Below are 18,038 nucleotides of genomic sequence, written 5' to 3'. Positions count from 1 at the left end.
CGGCGCCTGAAGGCGCCGTTGTTTTTAGTTGTTGCCTTCAGGGCTGTTTGTTTTGTGCCTTGAGCAGATCGCGAATTTCACCTAATAGTTCTTCTTCTTTAGAAGGCAGCGGCGGAGTGCTGGGTGCAACGGCTTCTTCACGGCGAAGACGGTTGATTGCCTTGACGCCCAGAAAAATTGCAAAGGCCACAATCAGGAAGTCGATCACGGTTTGGATGAACTTGCCGTAGGCCAGTACCACGGCAGGTGCATCACCGGCCGCAGCCTTGAGCGTAATGGCCAGGTCAGTGAAGTCCACGCCCCCAATCAATAGACCCAATGGCGGCATGACAACATCGCCGACGAAAGATGAAACGATTTTGCCGAACGCGGCGCCGATGATGATACCCACGGCCATATCAACCACGTTCCCTTTGACCGCGAAGGCCTTGAACTCACTTAACACGCTCATTGGTTATTCCTTGTTACAGATGAGGTTGGTAGATGCAGTGTAAATCAGCCTTGCGCATCTCGCCTGCCAGACTAATTGCAATCTGGTGGATTGACCCGTGCGGGGCGCAGAAGTTTTAACGATCCCGCTCATAACGCTTTTGAGGTGTCCAAAGCCAGCCTTTTTTCTTAATGGGCTGGTTCAGACCTTTCAATTTAGAGAACCTCTGGTGTGCCTCTAGCCTTTGCGCAACGCATTGAAATGCGTAGCAAATAACCAGAGGACACATGCATGACCACCCCTTCCGCCCTTGGGCCACGTGCCCAGCGACGCCTGCTTAGTGCGTTGAGCATCAGCCTGCTATCGGTTTCTGTTCACGCCGCCACCTTGACCCGCGATAACGGCGCAGCGGTGGGCGATAATCAAAACTCACAAACGGCTGGCGCTACTGGCCCGGTGTTACTGCAAGACGTGCAGTTGCTGCAAAAACTTCAACGCTTCGACCGCGAACGTATTCCCGAGCGCGTGGTGCATGCGCGTGGGACCGGTGCCCACGGTACGTTCACCGTGACACAAGACCTCAGTGACCTGACCAAAGCGCGCGTGTTTGCGGCCGGCGAAACCACCCCGGTGTTTGTGCGCTTCTCGGCCGTGGTGCACGGCAACCATTCCCCTGAAACCCTGCGCGATCCGCGTGGCTTTGCCACCAAGTTCTACACCGCGGACGGCAACTGGGACTTGGTGGGCAACAACTTTCCGACGTTCTTTATTCGTGATGCGATCAAGTTCCCGGACATGGTTCACGCCTTTAAGCCCGATCCGCGGACCAATCTTGACGATGATTCGCGCCGATTCGACTTCTTCTCCCATGTTCCTGAAGCCACGCGCACTCTGACCGAGTTGTATTCCGACTCGGGCACCCCGGCCAGCTACCGCGAAATGGACGGCAATGGTGTACACGCCTACAAGTTGGTGAACGCCAAGGGTGAAGTCCATTACGTGAAGTTCCACTGGAAGAGCCTGCAAGGTATTCGCAACCTCGACCCTAAAGAAGTCACCCAGGTGCAGGGTCGTGACTACAGCCACATGACCCACGATCTGGTGACGCACATCAACCAGGGCGATTTCCCCAAGTGGGACTTGTACGTGCAGGTTCTCAAGCCGCAAGACTTGAAGTCGTTCGATTTTGACCCGCTGGATGCCACCAAGATCTGGCCGAATGTGCCCGAGCGCAAAGTGGGGCAGATGGTCCTGGACCGCAACCCGGCCAACGTCTTCCAGGAGACCGAGCAGGTCGCCATGGCTCCGGCCAACCTGGTACCGGGTATCGAACCTTCAGAAGACCGCCTGCTGCAGGGGCGTGTGTTCTCGTATGCCGATACACAGATGTACCGTCTGGGCGCCAACGCGCTGCAATTGCCGATCAACGCGCCACGGGTGGCGGTCAACAACGGTAACCAGGACGGTGCGATGAACAGTGGGCACAGCACCACGGGTGTGAACTACCAGCCAAGCCGTCTTGAGCCGCGTGAAGAGCCGCAGTCCGCACGCTACAGCGAAATGCCGCTGTCGGGTACGACGCAGCAGGCGAAGATTCAACGTGAGCAGAATTTCAAACAGGCAGGCGACCTTTACCGTTCATACAGCAAAAAAGAACGTCAGGACTTGATTGAAAACTTCGGCGGCTCGTTGGCCACCACCGACGACGAAAGCAAGCACATCATTCTGTCCTTCCTCTATAAGGCAGATCCTGAGTACGGCACTGGCGTGACCAAAGTGGCCAAGGGCGACCTGGCACGGGTCAAGGCGCTGGCGGCGAAACTGGCGGATTAACACCCCGGCCCTCACCCCAACCCTCTCCCGGAGGCGGTGGTATCGAGTACGCACGCGATCAGTTCCCTCTCCCTCCGGGAGAGGGCTAGGGTGAGGGGCTTTTGATCTGGTACTTATTTAAAGGCAGTCCACATGCGTATTTTATTGACCTTGGCTCTGCTGTTTGTCAGCGGGCTGAGCCTTGCCGAACAACCCGACACCCAGACCCAACTCAAGGGCTACTATTTCGATGCCGCACGGCGCGGCGACGTGGTCATGCTCGACACGTTCATCGATTCGCACTTTGACCTCGATGTCCAGGACAGCAAAGGCTACACCGCCTTGATTCTTGCGGCTTATAACGGTCATGACGAGGCCGTCGAGCACTTGCTCAAAGCCGGCGCCAATGCCTGCGCGCAAGATTTGCGTGGCAACACCGCCCTGATGGGCGCCATTTTCAAAGGCGAATTCAAGATCGCCCATCGTCTGATGAATACTGACTGCAACCCGGATCAGCGCAATGGTGCCGGGCAGACCGCTGCGATGTTTGCCGGGCTGTTCAAACGCGTCGAGCTGCTCAATGACTTGTCCCAAAAAGGCGCCGATCTGAATGCCCGGGACGCTCAGGGCAATACCGCCGCTCAGCTGGCCAAGGGCGAAATTCGTATGCCCGAGTCGCACTGACCGCATATCATCACGTTTTTTGTGCGGAGTTCAGATGGCCAAGCCTAAGCGCATTTACGGCTGCACCGAGTGCGGTGCAACCTTTCCCAAGTGGGCCGGGCAGTGCGCAGAATGCGGAGTCTGGAACACCCTGGTGGAAACCGTCGTAGAAAGCGGCTCGGCAGCGCCGCCCAGCGGCCGCACGGGCTGGACCGGGCAGCAGGCACAAATAAAGACCCTGGCCGAAGTCAGTGTCGAAGAGATTCCGCGCTTTTCCACCGCCTCCGGCGAACTGGACCGCGTACTAGGCGGTGGCCTGGTAGACGGCTCCGTGGTGCTGATCGGCGGCGACCCTGGTATCGGCAAGTCCACAATCCTGCTACAAACCCTGTGCCAGATGGCGGGGCGCATGCCTGCGCTGTACGTCACGGGCGAGGAATCCCAGCAGCAAGTGGCCATGCGTGCCCGGCGCCTGGGCTTACCCCAGGACCAGCTCAAGGTCATGACCGAAACCTGCATCGAAAACATCATCGCCACGGCCAAGCTTGAAAAGCCCAAGGTCATGGTGATCGACTCGATCCAGACCATCTTCACCGAACAACTGCAATCGGCCCCAGGCGGTGTTTCGCAAGTGCGCGAGAGCGCGGCGTTGCTGGTGCGTTATGCCAAGTCGAGCGGTACGGCGATCTTTCTGGTCGGCCACGTGACCAAAGAGGGCGCCCTCGCGGGCCCGCGCGTACTGGAACACATGGTAGACACCGTGCTGTATTTCGAAGGAGAGTCCGACGGACGTTTACGTTTGCTGCGCGCGGTGAAAAACCGTTTCGGTGCGGTCAACGAGTTGGGTGTGTTTGGTATGACTGACAGAGGCTTGAAGGAAGTTTCCAATCCCTCTGCGATCTTTCTGACGCGTGCTCAAGAAGAAGTCCCGGGCAGCGTGGTGATGGCCACGTGGGAAGGGACACGGCCGATGCTGGTCGAGGTGCAGGCGCTGGTGGACGACAGCCACATGTCCAACCCGCGGCGTGTGACCTTGGGCCTGGACCAGAACCGACTGGCCATGTTGCTGGCGGTCTTGCACCGACATGGTGGTATTCCGACTCACGACCAGGACGTCTTTCTCAACGTAGTGGGTGGCGTGAAAGTGCTGGAAACCGCGTCCGACCTGGCCTTGATGGCGGCGGTCATGTCCAGTTTGCGCAACCGCCCGTTGCCCCACGACCTGCTGGTGTTTGGCGAAGTCGGCCTGTCGGGCGAAGTACGCCCGGTGCCGAGCGGCCAGGAGCGTTTGAAAGAAGCCGCCAAACACGGTTTCAAACGCGCCATCGTGCCCAAGGGCAACGCGCCCAAGGAATCCCCGCCGGGGCTGAAAGTCATCGGCGTGACCCGCCTGGAACAAGCGCTGGATGCGCTGTTTGAATAGGCTTTGAGGCCGTAAATGAACGGCGTATTCATCCGGTGTTCGGGTGTGACTACGCCGTTGATCGTCACTGGGCCGACGTCTTATGCGAGCGCTGAAACCACAGACCTGGCTTGGTCGATGAGCGTTTCGTGGAGCTTTGCCAGGTCATCGGTGTCTTCTTCCAGGGCGATGGTGTTGTACAGAAAGGTCACCGAAGAGTTTTCAACACCACAGTATTTGGCGATGCCTTCATTCAGAAGGTCTTCCATGTAGTGATGTTTCTGATGTTTCTCGAAGTGTCCCCGCGCCCCACCGACCAAAGCGATCCAGCGGATGGACGAAACGGGTAGCTTTTTACCGCCGCCATAGACCAGTCCGTAGTTCCAGACCCGATCAATGTAGCCTTTAAGCATGGCGGGCATCGAGTACCACCACACCGGGAACACTATCACCAAGTGATCGACCCCAGGCAATGACTCTGCCAGATGCATGACGTGTGGCGAGAATGTCTTGGCAGGGTCTTTCCAGTCTGGCTCGTCGGCTTCATGCAGGGCCGGATCAAAATCTGCCCGGTACAGATCAAGCTCGGAAACGCTCATGTGGTTGTTCTGGGCCTCGGCCTTGAGGCCTGATACCACGCGCGCGGTGAGTGAGTCGGTGCGTGGGTGCGCCCAGATAATATGGGTTTTGATCGGTGTGTCTGATCCAGTCTCTTGCGATGCGTTCATGTCAGTGCCTGCTCAAATGTGGAATGAGCAGAAAGCTTACTGCTGGAATATTGTTCTGATAATCTCTCAATTACGAACTTAAAGATGAGAATAACTCAGTAATGAGACCCAGCCTTTCTGACTTGTCCACTTTCACGGCAGTCGCCAAGCATCAGAGTTTCAGAGCGGCCAGTGTTGAATTGGGCGTATCACCTTCTGCTGTGAGTCATTCGCTGCGACAACTTGAAGAGCATTTGTCACTGCGGTTGGTCAATCGCACCACGCGCAGTGTGTCGCTGACTGAAGCGGGGCGCAGGCTCTATAACAGCCTGGCGCCTGCCATGGTGGATATTCAGCGGGCAGTCGATGATCTTTCACCATTGCGCGATACCCCTACGGGAACACTGCGCATCACGGCAGCACGGCAGGCCGCCCGATTATTCTTGATGGACATCGCCACGGATTTCGTCCAGCAATACCCTGGTATGAAAGTGGAGATCATGGCCGACGATAAGTTGGCAGATGTGGTGGGCGAGGGCTTTGACGCCGGGGTGCGGCTCGGCGAGCGAGTAGGGGAGTTGATGATCGCCACGCCTATTGGCCCCCGTGTGCGTTTTGCCGTGGCCGCCACCCCCGAGTACTTTGCTCGTCATCCGGCGCCCCTGCATCCCAGGGATCTTTTAAGGCACCAGTGTGTGGTGTTTCGTTTTCCCTCAAAGGAAAACGTCTATCACTGGGAGTTTGAGCGTGCTGGCGAGCAGATCGAAATTGAAGTTAACGGTGACATTGCCGTCAATGACATGGATCTGGCGCTGGACGCTGTGCTCAAGGGCGCCGGGATCGGCTTTTTTCATATAGAGCAGATAAACACGCTGGCCGAAACCGGGCAGTTGGCCCTGGTACTTGAGGACTGGCTGACGGATCGCTCCGGCTTCTACCTCTATTACCCCAGCCGCCAGCACCTATCGCATGGGTTCCGTTTGTTTCTGGACTTTATCAAGCAGCGGCAAAGAGAGCACTGAGGGTCAGGCCAAGGTGCCAGCCCGCCCAGCATAAATCTGCAAAAGAAGGCTCTAGACCAAGGTAAGGGGGTGGTCTTTAGAGTCAGGAGCGCTACACTCCGAGAGCGGTACTTCTTGTCCAACTGGCCGGAATATAAAAATGAATAATAAAAATAGCCTACTACGCCACATCCCGTGGCTGGTGCTGGCAATTGTAGGAGCCTGCGCCCTTGGCGTAGTGGCATTACGCCGGGGTGAGGCGATCAACGCGCTGTGGATTGTTGTGGCAGCGGTGGCTATCTACCTGGTCGCTTATCGTTATTACAGCCTGTTCATTGCAACACGAGTGATGCAGCTGGACCCGCATCGGGCAACGCCTGCGGTGCTCAATAACGATGGTCTGGACTACGTGCCGACCAACAAACACATTCTTTTCGGACACCACTTTGCCGCCATCGCTGGCGCTGGCCCTTTGGTCGGCCCGGTACTGGCTGCGCAAATGGGCTACCTGCCCGGCACACTATGGCTGATCGCCGGTGTGGTACTGGCGGGCGCGGTCCAGGACTTCATGGTCCTGTTCATGTCCACTCGTCGCAACGGTCGCTCCCTGGGTGACATGGTGCGCGAAGAAATGGGCAAGGTGCCTGGCACCATCGCGCTGTTTGGCTGCTTCCTGATCATGATCATCATCCTCGCGGTGCTGGCCCTGATCGTGGTCAAGGCCTTGGCCGAGAGCCCGTGGGGCATGTTCACGGTGATGGCCACCATCCCGATTGCGATGTTCATGGGCGTTTACATGCGCTACATACGCCCGGGTCGCATCGGTGAAATTTCGGTGATCGGTGTGCTGCTGTTGCTGGGTTCGATCTGGCTGGGCGGGCAAATTGCCGCGAGCCCGGAGTGGGCCCACGTGTTCACCTTTACCGGTGTGCAAATCACCTGGATGCTGATCGGCTATGGCTTTGTGGCGGCGGTGTTGCCGGTGTGGCTGGTACTGGCGCCGCGTGACTACCTGTCCACGTTCCTCAAGATCGGTACCATCATTGCGCTGGCCATCGGCATTCTGATCACCATGCCCGAGCTGAAAATGCCGGCTGTGACTCAGTTCATTGACGGCAACGGCCCGGTCTGGAAAGGCGGCCTGTTCCCGTTCCTGTTCATCACCATTGCCTGCGGCGCGGTGTCGGGTTTCCACGCACTGATCTCCTCGGGTACTACACCAAAACTGCTGGATAACGAAGCCAACGCCCGTTACATCGGTTACGGCGGCATGTTGATGGAGTCCTTCGTGGCCATCATGGCAATGGTTGCCGCGTCGGTGATCGAGCCGGGTGTGTACTTCGCCATGAACAGCCCGCCTGCCATTGTTGGCGGTGATGTGGTGACGGTGGCGCAAACTGTCACCAGTTGGGGTTTTGCCATTACTCCGGATCAGTTGACGGCCTTGGCCAAAGACATCGGTGAAACCACCGTACTGGCCCGTGCAGGCGGTGCTCCAACACTGGCCGTGGGTATCGCACAGATCCTGCACCACGTGCTGCCGGGCGAAAACACCATGGCGTTCTGGTACCACTTCGCCATTTTGTTTGAGGCCCTGTTCATCCTGACGGCGGTTGACGCCGGTACCCGTGCCGGTCGCTTCATGCTGCAAGACCTGCTGGGCAGCTTCGTGCCAGCGCTCAAGCGCACCGAATCCTGGCCAGCCAACCTTATCGCGACTGCAGGCTGTGTCGCCTTGTGGGGTTACTTGCTGTACCAAGGCGTGATCGACCCGCTGGGCGGCATCAACACCCTGTGGCCGCTGTTCGGCATCTCCAACCAGATGCTGGCGGGGATCGCACTGATGCTGGCAACCGTTGTACTGATCAAAATGAAGCGTCAACGCTACATTTGGGTCACCCTGCTGCCAGCGGTGTGGCTGCTGATCTGCACCACCACTGCAGGCTTCATCAAGCTGTTCGACGCCAATCCGGCGGTTGGTTTCCTGTCGCTGGCGAAAAAATACAGCACAGCGCTGGACGCGGGCCAAGTGATTGCCCCGGCGAAAAACATCGATCAGATGCAGCACGTCATTATCAACGCGTACACCAACGCGGGTTTGACCGTCCTGTTCCTGTTCGTGGTGTTCAGCATCCTGTTCTACGCGCTCAAAGTCGGTATCGCCGCCTGGGGTAGCAAAGAGCGTACTGACAAAGAAACGCCATTCGAGCCTATGCCGGATGCACGATAGAGGATTGCAGCCATGTTCAATGACCTGAGTCGCCTCGGTAAATACCTCGGTCAGGCCGCGCGCCTGATGGTCGGCATGCCCGACTACGACACCTACGTCGAGCATATGCAAACCAAGCACCCGCACAAGCCGGTGATGAGCTACGAGGCGTTCTTCAGGGAACGCCAGGAAGCCCGTTACGGCGGCAAGGGCGGGCCCAAGTGCTGTTAAATAGCTAGACCTCTGTAGGAGCTAGCTTGTCTCGCGATCTTTTGAACCTTGAAAAGATCACGAGGCGAGCTCGCTCCTACAGTTGTTTTGCGCTCCCTCTTTCAAGGAGACACCGCATGTCCTCTCCCATCCCCGTCACCATCCTTAGCGGGTTTCTGGGTGCCGGTAAAACCACGTTGTTGCGTTACCTGCTCAAAGCCGAGCACGGGCTGAAAATCGCCGTGATCGAAAATGAATTCAGCGATGCCGGTATCGACACCCAATTGCTGGGCGACGAGCCGGTCCAGGTCATGACCCTGGCCAACGGCTGTGTGTGCTGCACTATCCACACCGATTTGACCAAAGCGCTGTACCTGCTGCTCGAGCGGCTGGACAGCGGCGAAATCGCCTTTGATCGGTTAGTGATCGAATGCACCGGTCTGGCCGACCCGGCGCCGGTGGCGCAAACCTTCTTTATTGATGAAGAGTTGCGTGAGCGCTACCTGCTGGACGGCATCATCACCTTGGTCGATGCCGCTCACGCGGATGTGCACCTGAGCCAGACCATCGCCCAGGCGCAGATCGGTTTTGCTGACCGGTTACTGGTGAGCAAGCGTGATCTGGTGGACGACGCCACCTTTGAGGCGCTTTGCGAGCGCCTGACCCGGATCAACCGGCGGGCACCGATTCGTGTGGTCGAGCACGGCAAAATTGACCTGGCCGAACTGCTGGATGTGCGTGGGTTCAACCTCAACGCCGACCTGGGCGGCAGCGTGAGCTTGCGACCGGTACAGCCTGCGGCCTCTGCTGACCGTATTTCCAGCCTGGTGCTGCGCACTGAAAAGCCGCTGGATATCGACAGCCTGAGCGCATTCATGAACGACCTACTCGAAGAACACGGCAAGCAATTGCTGCGGTACAAGGGCGTTTTGAATATCGCTGGTGAAGATCGGCGGCTGGTGTTTCAAGGCGTGTTGAAACTGTACGGTTTTGATTGGGACACCGAGTGGGTTGAGGGTGAAGCGCGTGAAAGCGTGATGGTGTTTATTGCCGATGACTTGCCAGAGGCCAAGATTCGCGAAGGGTTTGCCGGGCTGACCGATTAATGTTTTCCCGTAGGAGATGCCAAGGGCTGCGAACTTTAAAGTCAAAAGATCGCAGCCTGCGGCAGCGCCATCGCGATGGCTGAGACGTGGTTAACGTGCCGGCTTCACGCCGGCATCAGGTCATCAAGGTATTGATTGAGTAACGCTAAAGCGGTGGCTTCATCTCGATTTGCCACGGCGTTGGCTATTGCAGACTGTTGGTGCCACCCCTGGGTTGCGTTCGAACGGCGGGTAATTGCCAGTGATGTCATTGGGATCAGGTTGGAAAGGAAATACGCCAAGGGGGCGTTTCCGGCCATGTGGGCCACATGCAGATGAAATGCCCCCGCTAACCGAATTGCCGCGCCACGTTGATTGCCAGCGCGCGACTGCTGCTGATAATCGAGCAGGCTGTGCAAGTGCTCCACATCATGTCTTTGTGCCCGTCGGCAGGCCATGGGTATCAAGGCCATTTCGGTGAGGCGTCGAGCATGCAGGGCTTCACGTAGTTGCTCGTCGGAAGGGCTCGCAACCCGCGCACATGCTCTGGCTTGCAGGATGATGACTTGTTGATAGGCCAGTAACGTCAGTGCGTGACGAATCTGCAGCCGACTGACGCCAAACTCTAGCCCCAGACGCTCTTCACTCAGGCGACTGTCGGGGGGCAGGCGCTGTTCAATAATGGCGTCGAGCAGGTGGGCGTAAGCGTCATTGACACGCGACGTTGCAGGCCGTGGACGTGACTCGGGGAGTGAGGAGATGGGGGGCAACAAAGCATGAGAATTCATGGTCAGTCTCCAGTCTGAAACATGTTCAACTGCTGGGGTTTTCGTCAGGTACATTCAGCGCTATTCCCACACGCTGCCCTTCTCGAAGAATATGGCGACGCATTTCGGCGCCCGCCAGCGCACTGTTTTTGGCACGAATCGCGCGTACTACAGCTTCGTTTTCCTCAAGCCTTTCTGCCATGTGCTCAGGTGAGTCTCGTAGCACTTGTGCACTTTGTTTCAGGGCGTTGCTGGTTTGCAGGACAACGCTCTGAAAGATGGGGTTAGACGTCAGCTTGAACAGCTCCTCATGAAAAGCAATGTAAGCGTTGACCCCGGCTTCGCTGTCGTTGGCTTCCAGCGCTTCGCGCATGTCCATCAGCGTCAGCCGTAACTGGCCGACTTCCCTGCTGCTAATAGATTGCGCGACCAGCCCGACGATAAAAGGCTCGAGGGTGTAACGCAGTTGCAGGACGTCTTCCATGCTGGCTTGGGCCAGCACATTCTCTTGCACTGGCGTTTGGTAAACGTTGCTTTCCAGCACCACAACGCCTTTGCTCGGCAAGGTACGGACCAGTCCCAGCGTTTCCAGCACGATGATGGCTTCCCTCAGGCTCGGACGGCTGATGCCGAGCTTTTCAGCCAGCTCCCGTTGCCCAGGCAGCATCTCTCCGCTGCGCCATTCGCCTTGAGCCAGCGCTGACCTGAGTTTTTCTACCACCGAATTTACAACCGTTGAAGAGGTGATCACTTTTCGCTCCATGAGCTACAAAAGAGGTTTAGAAGACTTCAAAATTCCTGAGGCCCGACAATGACCTCAGGTTTAAGCGGCCGAAAGGTATAGCCCGGCAGGCCGGCAAGTACTTTGCTGGCACGTTGAACGTCGATGTCTTTTTCCCAATGGGAAATCGCAACGGTCGCCACACAGTTACCGATCAGGTTAGTCAGTGCGCGACCAATGCCCATAAACCAGTCCACAGCCAACACTAAAACCAGCCCCGCCACTGGGATCGCCGGGATTGCCGTCAAGGTAGCAGCAAGAATCACTAAGGCTGAACCTGGGATGCCATGAGCGCCTTTTGAGGTGATTAACGACACCAGCAAAATAGTCAGCAAATCAGTCATGGCCAACGGTGTTCCGGTTGCGTTGGCGATAAACACGATGGCCAGCGTCAAGTAAATCGAGAAGCCGTCGAGATTAAAGGAGTAACCAGTCGGAATCACCAGCCCTACGGTAGAACTGCCGATACCGAGATGTTCCAGCTTGCGCATGATCTGTGGCAAAACAGCATCGGACGATGCGGTGCCCAATACAATTGTGAGCTCTTCGCGCAGGTACTTAATCAGCGGCCAGAGACGCAGGCCCGAGACGCGCATGACGACGCCCAGGATCACTGAAACAAATGCCGCGCAGGTCAAGTAAAACAAACCCACCAGACTGCCCAAGTGTTGCAACGAGTCCAGGCCGTACGCACTGGTCGTGAAGGCGATGGCGCCGAACACTCCGATAGGTGCCAGGCGCACAATCATTCCCATGATGCGAAAAATCACATGACTCAACTCGTCAATAAGTCGAGCGATACCGGACGCGGCTTCACCGACCAAGTTAAGTGCGCTGCCAAATAGAACGGAAAACAGCAACACTTGCAGAATGTTGTTGTCAGCAAAGGCTCCAATCACTGAGGTCGGGATCAGATCCATCAAGAATTGAGCAGTCGTCTGCATATGTTCACTGCGTTGGGCGATGTCACTGACCGAGGCGTTAGGCAATTGATCCAGATGAATATTGGCGCCTGTGCCGATTCCGCTGCTGAATGCGAAGGCCAATCCCACGACCAGTGCAATCGTGGTCAAAATTTCAAAGTAAATGACCGACTTAAGGCCGATCCGCCCGACTTTCTTCAAGTCGCCTGCACCGCTGATACCACTGACTACAACACAGAACACAATCAAGCCAATCAGCATTTTGATCAGCTTGATAAAAGCATCGCCCAAGGGTTTGAGGTGGGAAGAGTATTCAGGAAGAACAAGGCCGCAGGCGGCGCCCAAGAGGAGGCCCAGTACGACTTGAAAGAAGATTGACCGCGAGCACCATCTGATCATGAGAGGAATCCTGGCAGTGTCCTGGCAAACGTATGTCGAGCAAATCGTCTTCAGGACTTAATTATTGTGGTCTTACCGGTATGTCCAATTCGCGATCAGTCTAGGGTGTGTTTTTTAAGTTTATCAAGTAAATTTTCATTAAATTGGCTGACCGGTCTTACCGGTTGATAGGAATCATGCCAGCTAAAGCCTCTCTTGGGTTTTGAACGGTGTGATTTCAGGATCAGTGCCAGGCTTGGAGCAAGCGCTTAAGATCAAAAGATCGCGAGACAAGCTCGCTCCTACAGGGCAGGCAAAAAAAAGCCCGGCTCAAGGCCGGGCTTTTTATTCAGCGATTTACACTCAGTTGCCGTACACCGGCAGCTTTTTGCAGATAGCTTTTACTTTTTCGCGAACGGCATCAATTACGGCTTCGTTGTTGATGTCGTCCAGGATGTCGCAGATCCAGCCAGCCAGTTCACGGCACTCTTCAACTTTGAAGCCGCGGGTGGTCACAGCCGGAGTACCGAAGCGCAGACCGGACGTCACGAATGGGGAGCGTGGGTCGTTAGGTACGGAGTTTTTGTTGACGGTGATGAAGGCTTTGCCCAGCGCGGCGTCAGCGTCTTTACCGGAGATGTCTTGCTTGATCAGCGACAGCAGGAACAGGTGGTTTTCAGTACCGCCCGAGACCACGTCGTAACCGCGCTCGATGAACACCGAAGCCATGGCTTGGGCGTTTTTCACCACTTGTTGCTGGTAAACCTTGAACTCAGGCTGCAGGGCTTCTTTGAAGCACACTGCCTTGCCTGCGATCACGTGTTCCAGTGGGCCACCTTGACCACCCGGGAATACAGCCGAGTTCAGCTTTTTCTCGATCTCAGGGTTGGCCTTGGCCAGGATCAGGCCGCCACGTGGGCCGCGCAGGGTTTTGTGAGTGGTGGTGGTTACCACATCAGCAAATGGAACCGGGTTCGGGTAAACGCCAGCGGCGACCAGACCCGCGACGTGGGCCATGTCGACGAACAGGTAAGCGCCCACTTTGTCAGCAATGGCGCGGAAGCGCGGGAAGTCCAGGATCTGCGAGTAGGCAGAGAAACCGGCCACGATCATTTTTGGCTTGTGCTCAACGGCCAGGCGCTCAACTTCGTCGTAGTCGATCAGGCCGTTGGCGTCGATGCCGTATTGAACAGCGTTGTACAGTTTGCCCGAGGACGAAACGCTGGCGCCGTGGGTCAGGTGACCACCGTGTGCCAGGCTCATGCCCAGGATGGTGTCGCCAGCCGACAGCAGGGCCAGGTAAACGGCGCTGTTGGCCTGGGAACCGGCGTGCGGTTGAACGTTGGCATAATCGGCGCCGAACAGCTCTTTTGCACGGTCGATGGCCAGTTGCTCAACCACGTCGACGTATTCGCAGCCGCCGTAGTAACGCTTGCCTGGGTAGCCTTCCGCGTATTTGTTGGTCAAGACCGAGCCTTGAGCTTCCATCACCGCTGGGCTGGTGTAGTTTTCCGAAGCGATCAGCTCGATGTGTTCTTCCTGGCGCTGAGCTTCTTGCTCCATGGCGGCAAAAAGGTCGGCGTCGAACTTGGCAAGTGTCAAATCACGGCTGAACATGGCGGTCCTCAAGGATCGGGGGCTGAAAAGGGGGGCATTCTAACCCAATGGGGTCTTAACTGGCATATGAAAGCGATTCACGGCGCGCTTGATCAGGTTGCAAGCTTGAAACCATAGGCCTGCAATTGCTTGACCAAGAGGTGGGCAGGCATCGGTCGGCCAAACAGGTAGCCCTGGATTTCATCGCAACCATGTTCACGCAGGAATTCGAGCTGCTTGTGGGTCTCGACGCCTTCAGCGATCACCGCCAGGTTGAGGCTGTGGGCCATCGCGATAATTGCGCGGACAATTTGCGCATCCTGCTCGCCCGCGGGCAGGCCGTCGACAAACGTGCGGTCGATCTTGAGCACGTCGATTGGGAACTGTTTGAGGTAGTTGAGCGACGAGTAGCCGGTGCCGAAGTCGTCAACAGCAATGCTCAGGCCCAGGTTTTTCAGGCTGGCGAGAATTTGCAGCGCTTCGCTGACTTCGCGCATCAAGATGCTTTCGGTCAGTTCCAGCTCAAGGCACGCCGGTGACAGGCCGGTTTCCTTGAGGATGCTGGCGATCCTTGTGCCAAGCTGGCCGTCCGAGAACTGCCGCGCCGAGATGTTGACCGAGACCTTTGGCACGCGCACTTTCTCCTGGTGCCAGCGCTTGAGCTGGCGGCACGACTCGGCCAGCACCCAGTCACCGACATCCACCACCAGCCCCAATTCTTCCAGTACCGGGATGAAGTCTCCCGGCGGCACAAGCCCGCGGCGTGGATGGTTCCAGCGCAGCAGCGCCTCAACCCCGGTCAGGCGCTTGCCGTCGCCACTGAATTGCGGTTGGTAATACAGAATAAATTCCTGCTGTTCCAGGGCATGGCGCAGGTCGCTTTCCAGCTCCAGTCGCTCCAGGGCGCTGGCGTTCATGTCGGCCTGATAGAACTGGAAGTTGTTTTTGCCGCGTTCTTTGGCGTGATACATCGCCGTGTCGGCGTTTTTCATCAGTTGACTGAGTTCGTTGCCGTCCTGCGGGCTCAGGGCGATGCCGATACTGGCGGTAACGAAAAACTCGCGGCTTTCCAGGACGAACGGTTGCACCAGGCTGGCGAGGATTTGCTCAGCCACCCCGACCGCCCGGTTCAAAGCCATCACGCGGGTTGCGCGGGGCTGCAGGAGCAGGGTGAACTCATCGCCGCCCATGCGCGCCACGGTGTCATCGTCATCGACACACGCCAGCAGGCGCGTGGCCATGTCTTTGAGCATGCGATCACCCGCCGCGTGGCCCAGCGAATCGTTGATCGGCTTGAAGCGGTCCAGGTCGAGGAACATGAGTACTACCCACGACTTGTTTCGTTCTGCCTGCTGCAACGCGGTGTGCAGGCGGTCCTGGAACAGTGTGCGGTTGGGCAGGTGAGTCAGGGCATCGTAGTAGGCGAGCCGGTGGATGCGCTGTTCGCTGGCCTTGCGCTCACTGATGTCGCTGAAGAAACACACATAGCTGGCCAGGTCGCCTTCGTCGTCGAACACCGCCGTAATCCCGACCCATGCCGGGTAATGTTCGCCATTGCGGCGTTTGAGCCACACCTCGCCTTCCCACGTGTTGTGCTGGTTCAGCTGTTTGATCACGTACTGCAAGTGTGCTTGCTGCTGTTCATCTACCGTCAGCAGGTTAGGCAGTTGATCGAGCACCTGCTCAACGGAGTAACCGCTCACCCGGCTGAAGGCATCGTTGGCTTGCACGATATAGCCGGCCGGGTCGGTGATCAGAATCGCCGAGGTGGAGTGTTCAAACACTGTGGCGGCCATACGCAGGTCTTTTTCGGCGCTGCGTTGTTGACTGATATCGCGGGCAACACCGAGCAAGCCTTCAAATTTATCGTTTTCGTCCCACACCAGAATCAGACGCAACTCGATCGGAATTTTGCGTCCGTCTGCGCGCAAGCAATCGAGCAGAAACAATTGGGTGTGCAGTTGGGTGCGCAGGGCCTCCAGTTGATCCGGCTTGTCGAGCGCATCGCTGACTCGTTCGATGAGGCTGTTCAGGCCGCTCAACTGTTGCGGTTTGGCGATGGTTGCCTTCCAGCCATGCTGGAACACCCATTCGGCCTTATAACCCAGTACGGTTTCCACCGAGGGGCTGACGTAGTTGAGTTGCAGGTTGCTGTTGGTGGAGAAAATCACATCGCTGATGCTTTCGGCCAGCATCCGGTAGCGATGCTCGCTGTCGCGCAACGACTCGCTGGCTTCGATCTGATCGGTGATGTCTTTGGCGACACCGACAATGCGCGTCACCTGGGCGTCGGTGTCGCGGGCCAGGGCTTGTTCGCGAATATCAAAGCGGCGCCATTCGCCGCTTTGATGCCGAAAGCGCAACTGGCAGTCGAGTTGCTGGACATACCCGCCGTCGCGCTGTTGCTGGCGCAATTGGTTGTAGTGCTCGGCGTCTTCGGGGTGGAGCAGCAGCTCCCAGAAAAACAGCCCCATTTGCTGCAATTCGGCGCTGTTGTAGCCCAGGGTCTGGCCCAAATGGTTGTTGCTGAACATCATCCGCTGGCTGATGACATTTTGTACGTAGAGGTGGTCAGGGACGGTGCGCACCACATCCGACCAGAAGCTTTCACGCTCTTGAAGTGACAGTTCGATCAGCTTGCGGCTGGTGATGTCACTGAGGCTCAGAATAACTGCGTGGTAGTCCTGGCGGTCTTCGGGCAGGCGCATGACCAGCCATAAATGTTGGTCATGACCCTGTTCGTCGGTGAGTTTTATTTCCAGTTCAAGCTGCTGCTGGTGTTCGAGTACGGCCTCCACCAACTGATAACCGATGGCCGAAGGGGTGGCCGGGCAGCCGTTGATCAGTTTAATCCAGGCTTCATGGCCTGAGTTGATGCCCAGCAGTTGCAGGGCCACCTGGTTCACTTCGGTGATACGCAGTTGTTCAAATAACAGGCGCCGCCGTTCGGGGTTGTCCTGTAGCCAATGCTTGAGCGCCTCGCGGTCGTGCAGTTTTTCGCGCTCAAGCACGCCCGGCAAACTGGCCAGGTCCAGCACGCACAGGGCTACGCCGGTGCCTTCGAAAATGTCGTGGTAGCGGCGTCGGCCTTCATGTAATTGACGCTGGCGCCGACGCATGTTGAGCAGCGCGAGAATAGGCAGCATGGAGAACATCAGGCCGAGCAGGCATTTGCCAATCAAGCCCGGCAACAGATGTGCACTTGCCTGGCTGCTGTCGAACAGGCCACGCAACTGCCAGTCGCTGTGGCTCAAGGGTACCTGCACCACTGTGGATTCAAGGTCGGCTGGACTGAGTGTGGCGCCAGTGGTGGCGGTGTCCATCCGGCTGAGAACCTGATCCGACTGGCTATTTTCGATCAGCCATTGTGGACGGTTATCTTCGGCGGTTCGGCGCGCCAGCTTTTGCAGGATATCGGGGCTCAGGCGCAGTAGCCAGTAACCGTTGAAGGTGCCATTGGACGGTCGCAACCGCAAATAAATGACGCGAGCATCCGGACTATTGCCGTAGTAGTACACATCGGCACGACCTTGGGGCGGATTACTCAGCACCCATTCCTTTAAAAAAGCCACGTCGTTGCTGGCGCCGCTGCTGTCGAGCAGGATGTCCCCCGATGGGCTCAGCAAAGCCAGGCTGTGCAAGCTCGGCAGGGCAGGTCGTAACTGGCTGACCACCGCGAGTTGCTGGCTCGTTGTGCGAGGGAGTTCGTAAAGTGGCAACTGGTTGAGGGCTGTTTCTGCCTTGAGTGCCAGGCTCAGGCTGATGTGGTCGGCCAGGTCAGCGCTGTAATGGACGCTGGCCTGATGCTCGTGTTCGAGGGTTTCCTTGAACTGTTCAATCAATAACCAGATCAGCAATCCCAGCAGCAATAACACCAGCGCTGCCAGCGCACCTTTTAACGATCCGCGCACGGGTGGGCCAAGGGTTTGGCCTGGCGCATTGACGAGAGTGGGCGGGGCTACGTTGGGCAAGCTGTGATCCTGGGATTGGCGGCTATGGCGCGGAGCGTATTATTAGCTGGACGCCCATAGGAGGGCTAGCATGCCTTGGGTCGTGGCAAAGTGCCAGTGCCGT

General features: G+C 57.3%; 14 protein-coding genes. 7 read left to right on the top strand and 7 right to left on the bottom strand.

Annotated elements, in window-relative coordinates; translation table 11 throughout:
* Positions 1 to 37 precede the first annotated feature (37 nt).
* Entirely contained in the window at positions 38 to 451 is a 414-nt protein-coding gene (gene mscL / locus NTD86_RS11880) for a large-conductance mechanosensitive channel protein MscL (RefSeq protein WP_262202410.1), read from the bottom strand.
* A gap of 270 nt (positions 452 to 721) precedes the next feature.
* Between mscL and katB the strand changes: the two genes are divergently transcribed.
* From katB to radA, 3 genes are all read left to right on the top strand, one after another.
* Positions 722 to 2,263, top strand: coding sequence for a catalase KatB (katB, locus tag NTD86_RS11875; RefSeq protein ID WP_262202408.1), 1,542 nt, complete (start codon positions 722 to 724; stop codon positions 2,261 to 2,263).
* 132 nt (positions 2,264 to 2,395) lie between these two features.
* Complete coding sequence (locus NTD86_RS11870; RefSeq protein WP_262202407.1) at positions 2,396 to 2,926, top strand: ankyrin repeat domain-containing protein; 531 nt, start codon at positions 2,396 to 2,398, stop codon at positions 2,924 to 2,926.
* A gap of 34 nt (positions 2,927 to 2,960) precedes the next feature.
* Positions 2,961 to 4,328 carry a DNA repair protein RadA gene (radA, locus tag NTD86_RS11865; RefSeq protein WP_262202406.1) on the top strand — a complete coding sequence of 456 codons (1,368 nt, stop codon included), beginning with the start codon at positions 2,961 to 2,963 and terminating at the stop codon, positions 4,326 to 4,328.
* Positions 4,329 to 4,408: 80 nt separating this feature from the next.
* Here radA and NTD86_RS11860 read toward each other — a convergent pair whose 3' ends face one another.
* Positions 4,409 to 5,035: an NAD(P)H oxidoreductase gene (locus NTD86_RS11860; protein ID WP_262202405.1), complete on the bottom strand. Its 627-nt coding sequence runs from the start codon at positions 5,033 to 5,035 to the stop codon at positions 4,409 to 4,411.
* A gap of 101 nt (positions 5,036 to 5,136) precedes the next feature.
* Here NTD86_RS11860 and NTD86_RS11855 point away from each other — a divergent pair, with 101 nt between their 5' ends.
* From NTD86_RS11855 to yjiA, 4 genes are all read left to right on the top strand, one after another.
* Positions 5,137 to 6,036: a LysR family transcriptional regulator gene (locus tag NTD86_RS11855; RefSeq protein ID WP_262202404.1), complete on the top strand. Its 900-nt coding sequence runs from the start codon at positions 5,137 to 5,139 to the stop codon at positions 6,034 to 6,036.
* A gap of 139 nt (positions 6,037 to 6,175) precedes the next feature.
* On the top strand, positions 6,176 to 8,245 hold the full coding sequence (locus NTD86_RS11850; RefSeq protein WP_262202403.1) for a carbon starvation CstA family protein: 2,070 nt from the start codon (positions 6,176 to 6,178) through the stop codon (positions 8,243 to 8,245).
* Positions 8,246 to 8,257: 12 nt separating this feature from the next.
* Entirely contained in the window at positions 8,258 to 8,455 is a 198-nt protein-coding gene (locus tag NTD86_RS11845) for a YbdD/YjiX family protein (protein WP_262202402.1), read from the top strand.
* Between the two features lie 116 nt (positions 8,456 to 8,571).
* Positions 8,572 to 9,540: a GTPase gene (gene yjiA / locus NTD86_RS11840; RefSeq protein ID WP_262202401.1), complete on the top strand. Its 969-nt coding sequence runs from the start codon at positions 8,572 to 8,574 to the stop codon at positions 9,538 to 9,540.
* A gap of 104 nt (positions 9,541 to 9,644) precedes the next feature.
* Here yjiA and NTD86_RS11835 read toward each other — a convergent pair whose 3' ends face one another.
* From NTD86_RS11835 to NTD86_RS11815, 5 genes are all read right to left on the bottom strand, one after another.
* On the bottom strand, positions 9,645 to 10,307 hold the full coding sequence (locus NTD86_RS11835; protein WP_262202400.1) for a GntR family transcriptional regulator: 663 nt from the start codon (positions 10,305 to 10,307) through the stop codon (positions 9,645 to 9,647).
* Positions 10,308 to 10,332: 25 nt separating this feature from the next.
* Entirely contained in the window at positions 10,333 to 11,037 is a 705-nt protein-coding gene (locus NTD86_RS11830; protein ID WP_262202399.1) for a FadR/GntR family transcriptional regulator, read from the bottom strand.
* A gap of 38 nt (positions 11,038 to 11,075) precedes the next feature.
* Positions 11,076 to 12,389: a C4-dicarboxylate transporter DctA gene (locus NTD86_RS11825; RefSeq protein ID WP_262202398.1), complete on the bottom strand. Its 1,314-nt coding sequence runs from the start codon at positions 12,387 to 12,389 to the stop codon at positions 11,076 to 11,078.
* A gap of 342 nt (positions 12,390 to 12,731) precedes the next feature.
* A complete protein-coding gene (glyA, locus tag NTD86_RS11820; protein WP_055101792.1) occupies positions 12,732 to 13,985 on the bottom strand; it encodes a serine hydroxymethyltransferase in 1,254 nt (417 codons plus the stop codon).
* 92 nt (positions 13,986 to 14,077) lie between these two features.
* Positions 14,078 to 17,935: a bifunctional diguanylate cyclase/phosphodiesterase gene (locus tag NTD86_RS11815; protein ID WP_262202397.1), complete on the bottom strand. Its 3,858-nt coding sequence runs from the start codon at positions 17,933 to 17,935 to the stop codon at positions 14,078 to 14,080.
* Positions 17,936 to 18,038: the final 103 nt, after the last annotated feature.

This window comes from Pseudomonas sp. 7P_10.2_Bac1 (assembly GCF_025465935.1).
Lineage (GTDB): Bacteria > Pseudomonadota > Gammaproteobacteria > Pseudomonadales > Pseudomonadaceae > Aquipseudomonas.
The sequence above is the reverse complement of the archived record's forward strand: the minus strand, read 5'-3'. Positions and strand labels throughout refer to the sequence as shown.

What these genes read in the sequence shown, in the direction of transcription:
- mscL (WP_262202410.1), bottom strand. Translation starts at nt 451, where the DNA reads ATGAGCGTGTTAAGTGAGTTCAAGGCCTTCGCGGTCAAAGGGAACGTG.
- katB (WP_262202408.1), top strand. Translation starts at nt 722, where the DNA reads ATGACCACCCCTTCCGCCCTTGGGCCACGTGCCCAGCGACGCCTGCTT.
- NTD86_RS11870 (WP_262202407.1), top strand. Translation starts at nt 2,396, where the DNA reads ATGCGTATTTTATTGACCTTGGCTCTGCTGTTTGTCAGCGGGCTGAGC.
- radA (WP_262202406.1), top strand. Translation starts at nt 2,961, where the DNA reads ATGGCCAAGCCTAAGCGCATTTACGGCTGCACCGAGTGCGGTGCAACC.
- NTD86_RS11860 (WP_262202405.1), bottom strand. Translation starts at nt 5,035, where the DNA reads ATGAACGCATCGCAAGAGACTGGATCAGACACACCGATCAAAACCCAT.
- NTD86_RS11855 (WP_262202404.1), top strand. Translation starts at nt 5,137, where the DNA reads ATGAGACCCAGCCTTTCTGACTTGTCCACTTTCACGGCAGTCGCCAAG.
- NTD86_RS11850 (WP_262202403.1), top strand. Translation starts at nt 6,176, where the DNA reads ATGAATAATAAAAATAGCCTACTACGCCACATCCCGTGGCTGGTGCTG.
- NTD86_RS11845 (WP_262202402.1), top strand. Translation starts at nt 8,258, where the DNA reads ATGTTCAATGACCTGAGTCGCCTCGGTAAATACCTCGGTCAGGCCGCG.
- yjiA (WP_262202401.1), top strand. Translation starts at nt 8,572, where the DNA reads ATGTCCTCTCCCATCCCCGTCACCATCCTTAGCGGGTTTCTGGGTGCC.
- NTD86_RS11835 (WP_262202400.1), bottom strand. Translation starts at nt 10,307, where the DNA reads ATGAATTCTCATGCTTTGTTGCCCCCCATCTCCTCACTCCCCGAGTCA.
- NTD86_RS11825 (WP_262202398.1), bottom strand. Translation starts at nt 12,389, where the DNA reads ATGATCAGATGGTGCTCGCGGTCAATCTTCTTTCAAGTCGTACTGGGC.
- glyA (WP_055101792.1), bottom strand. Translation starts at nt 13,985, where the DNA reads ATGTTCAGCCGTGATTTGACACTTGCCAAGTTCGACGCCGACCTTTTT.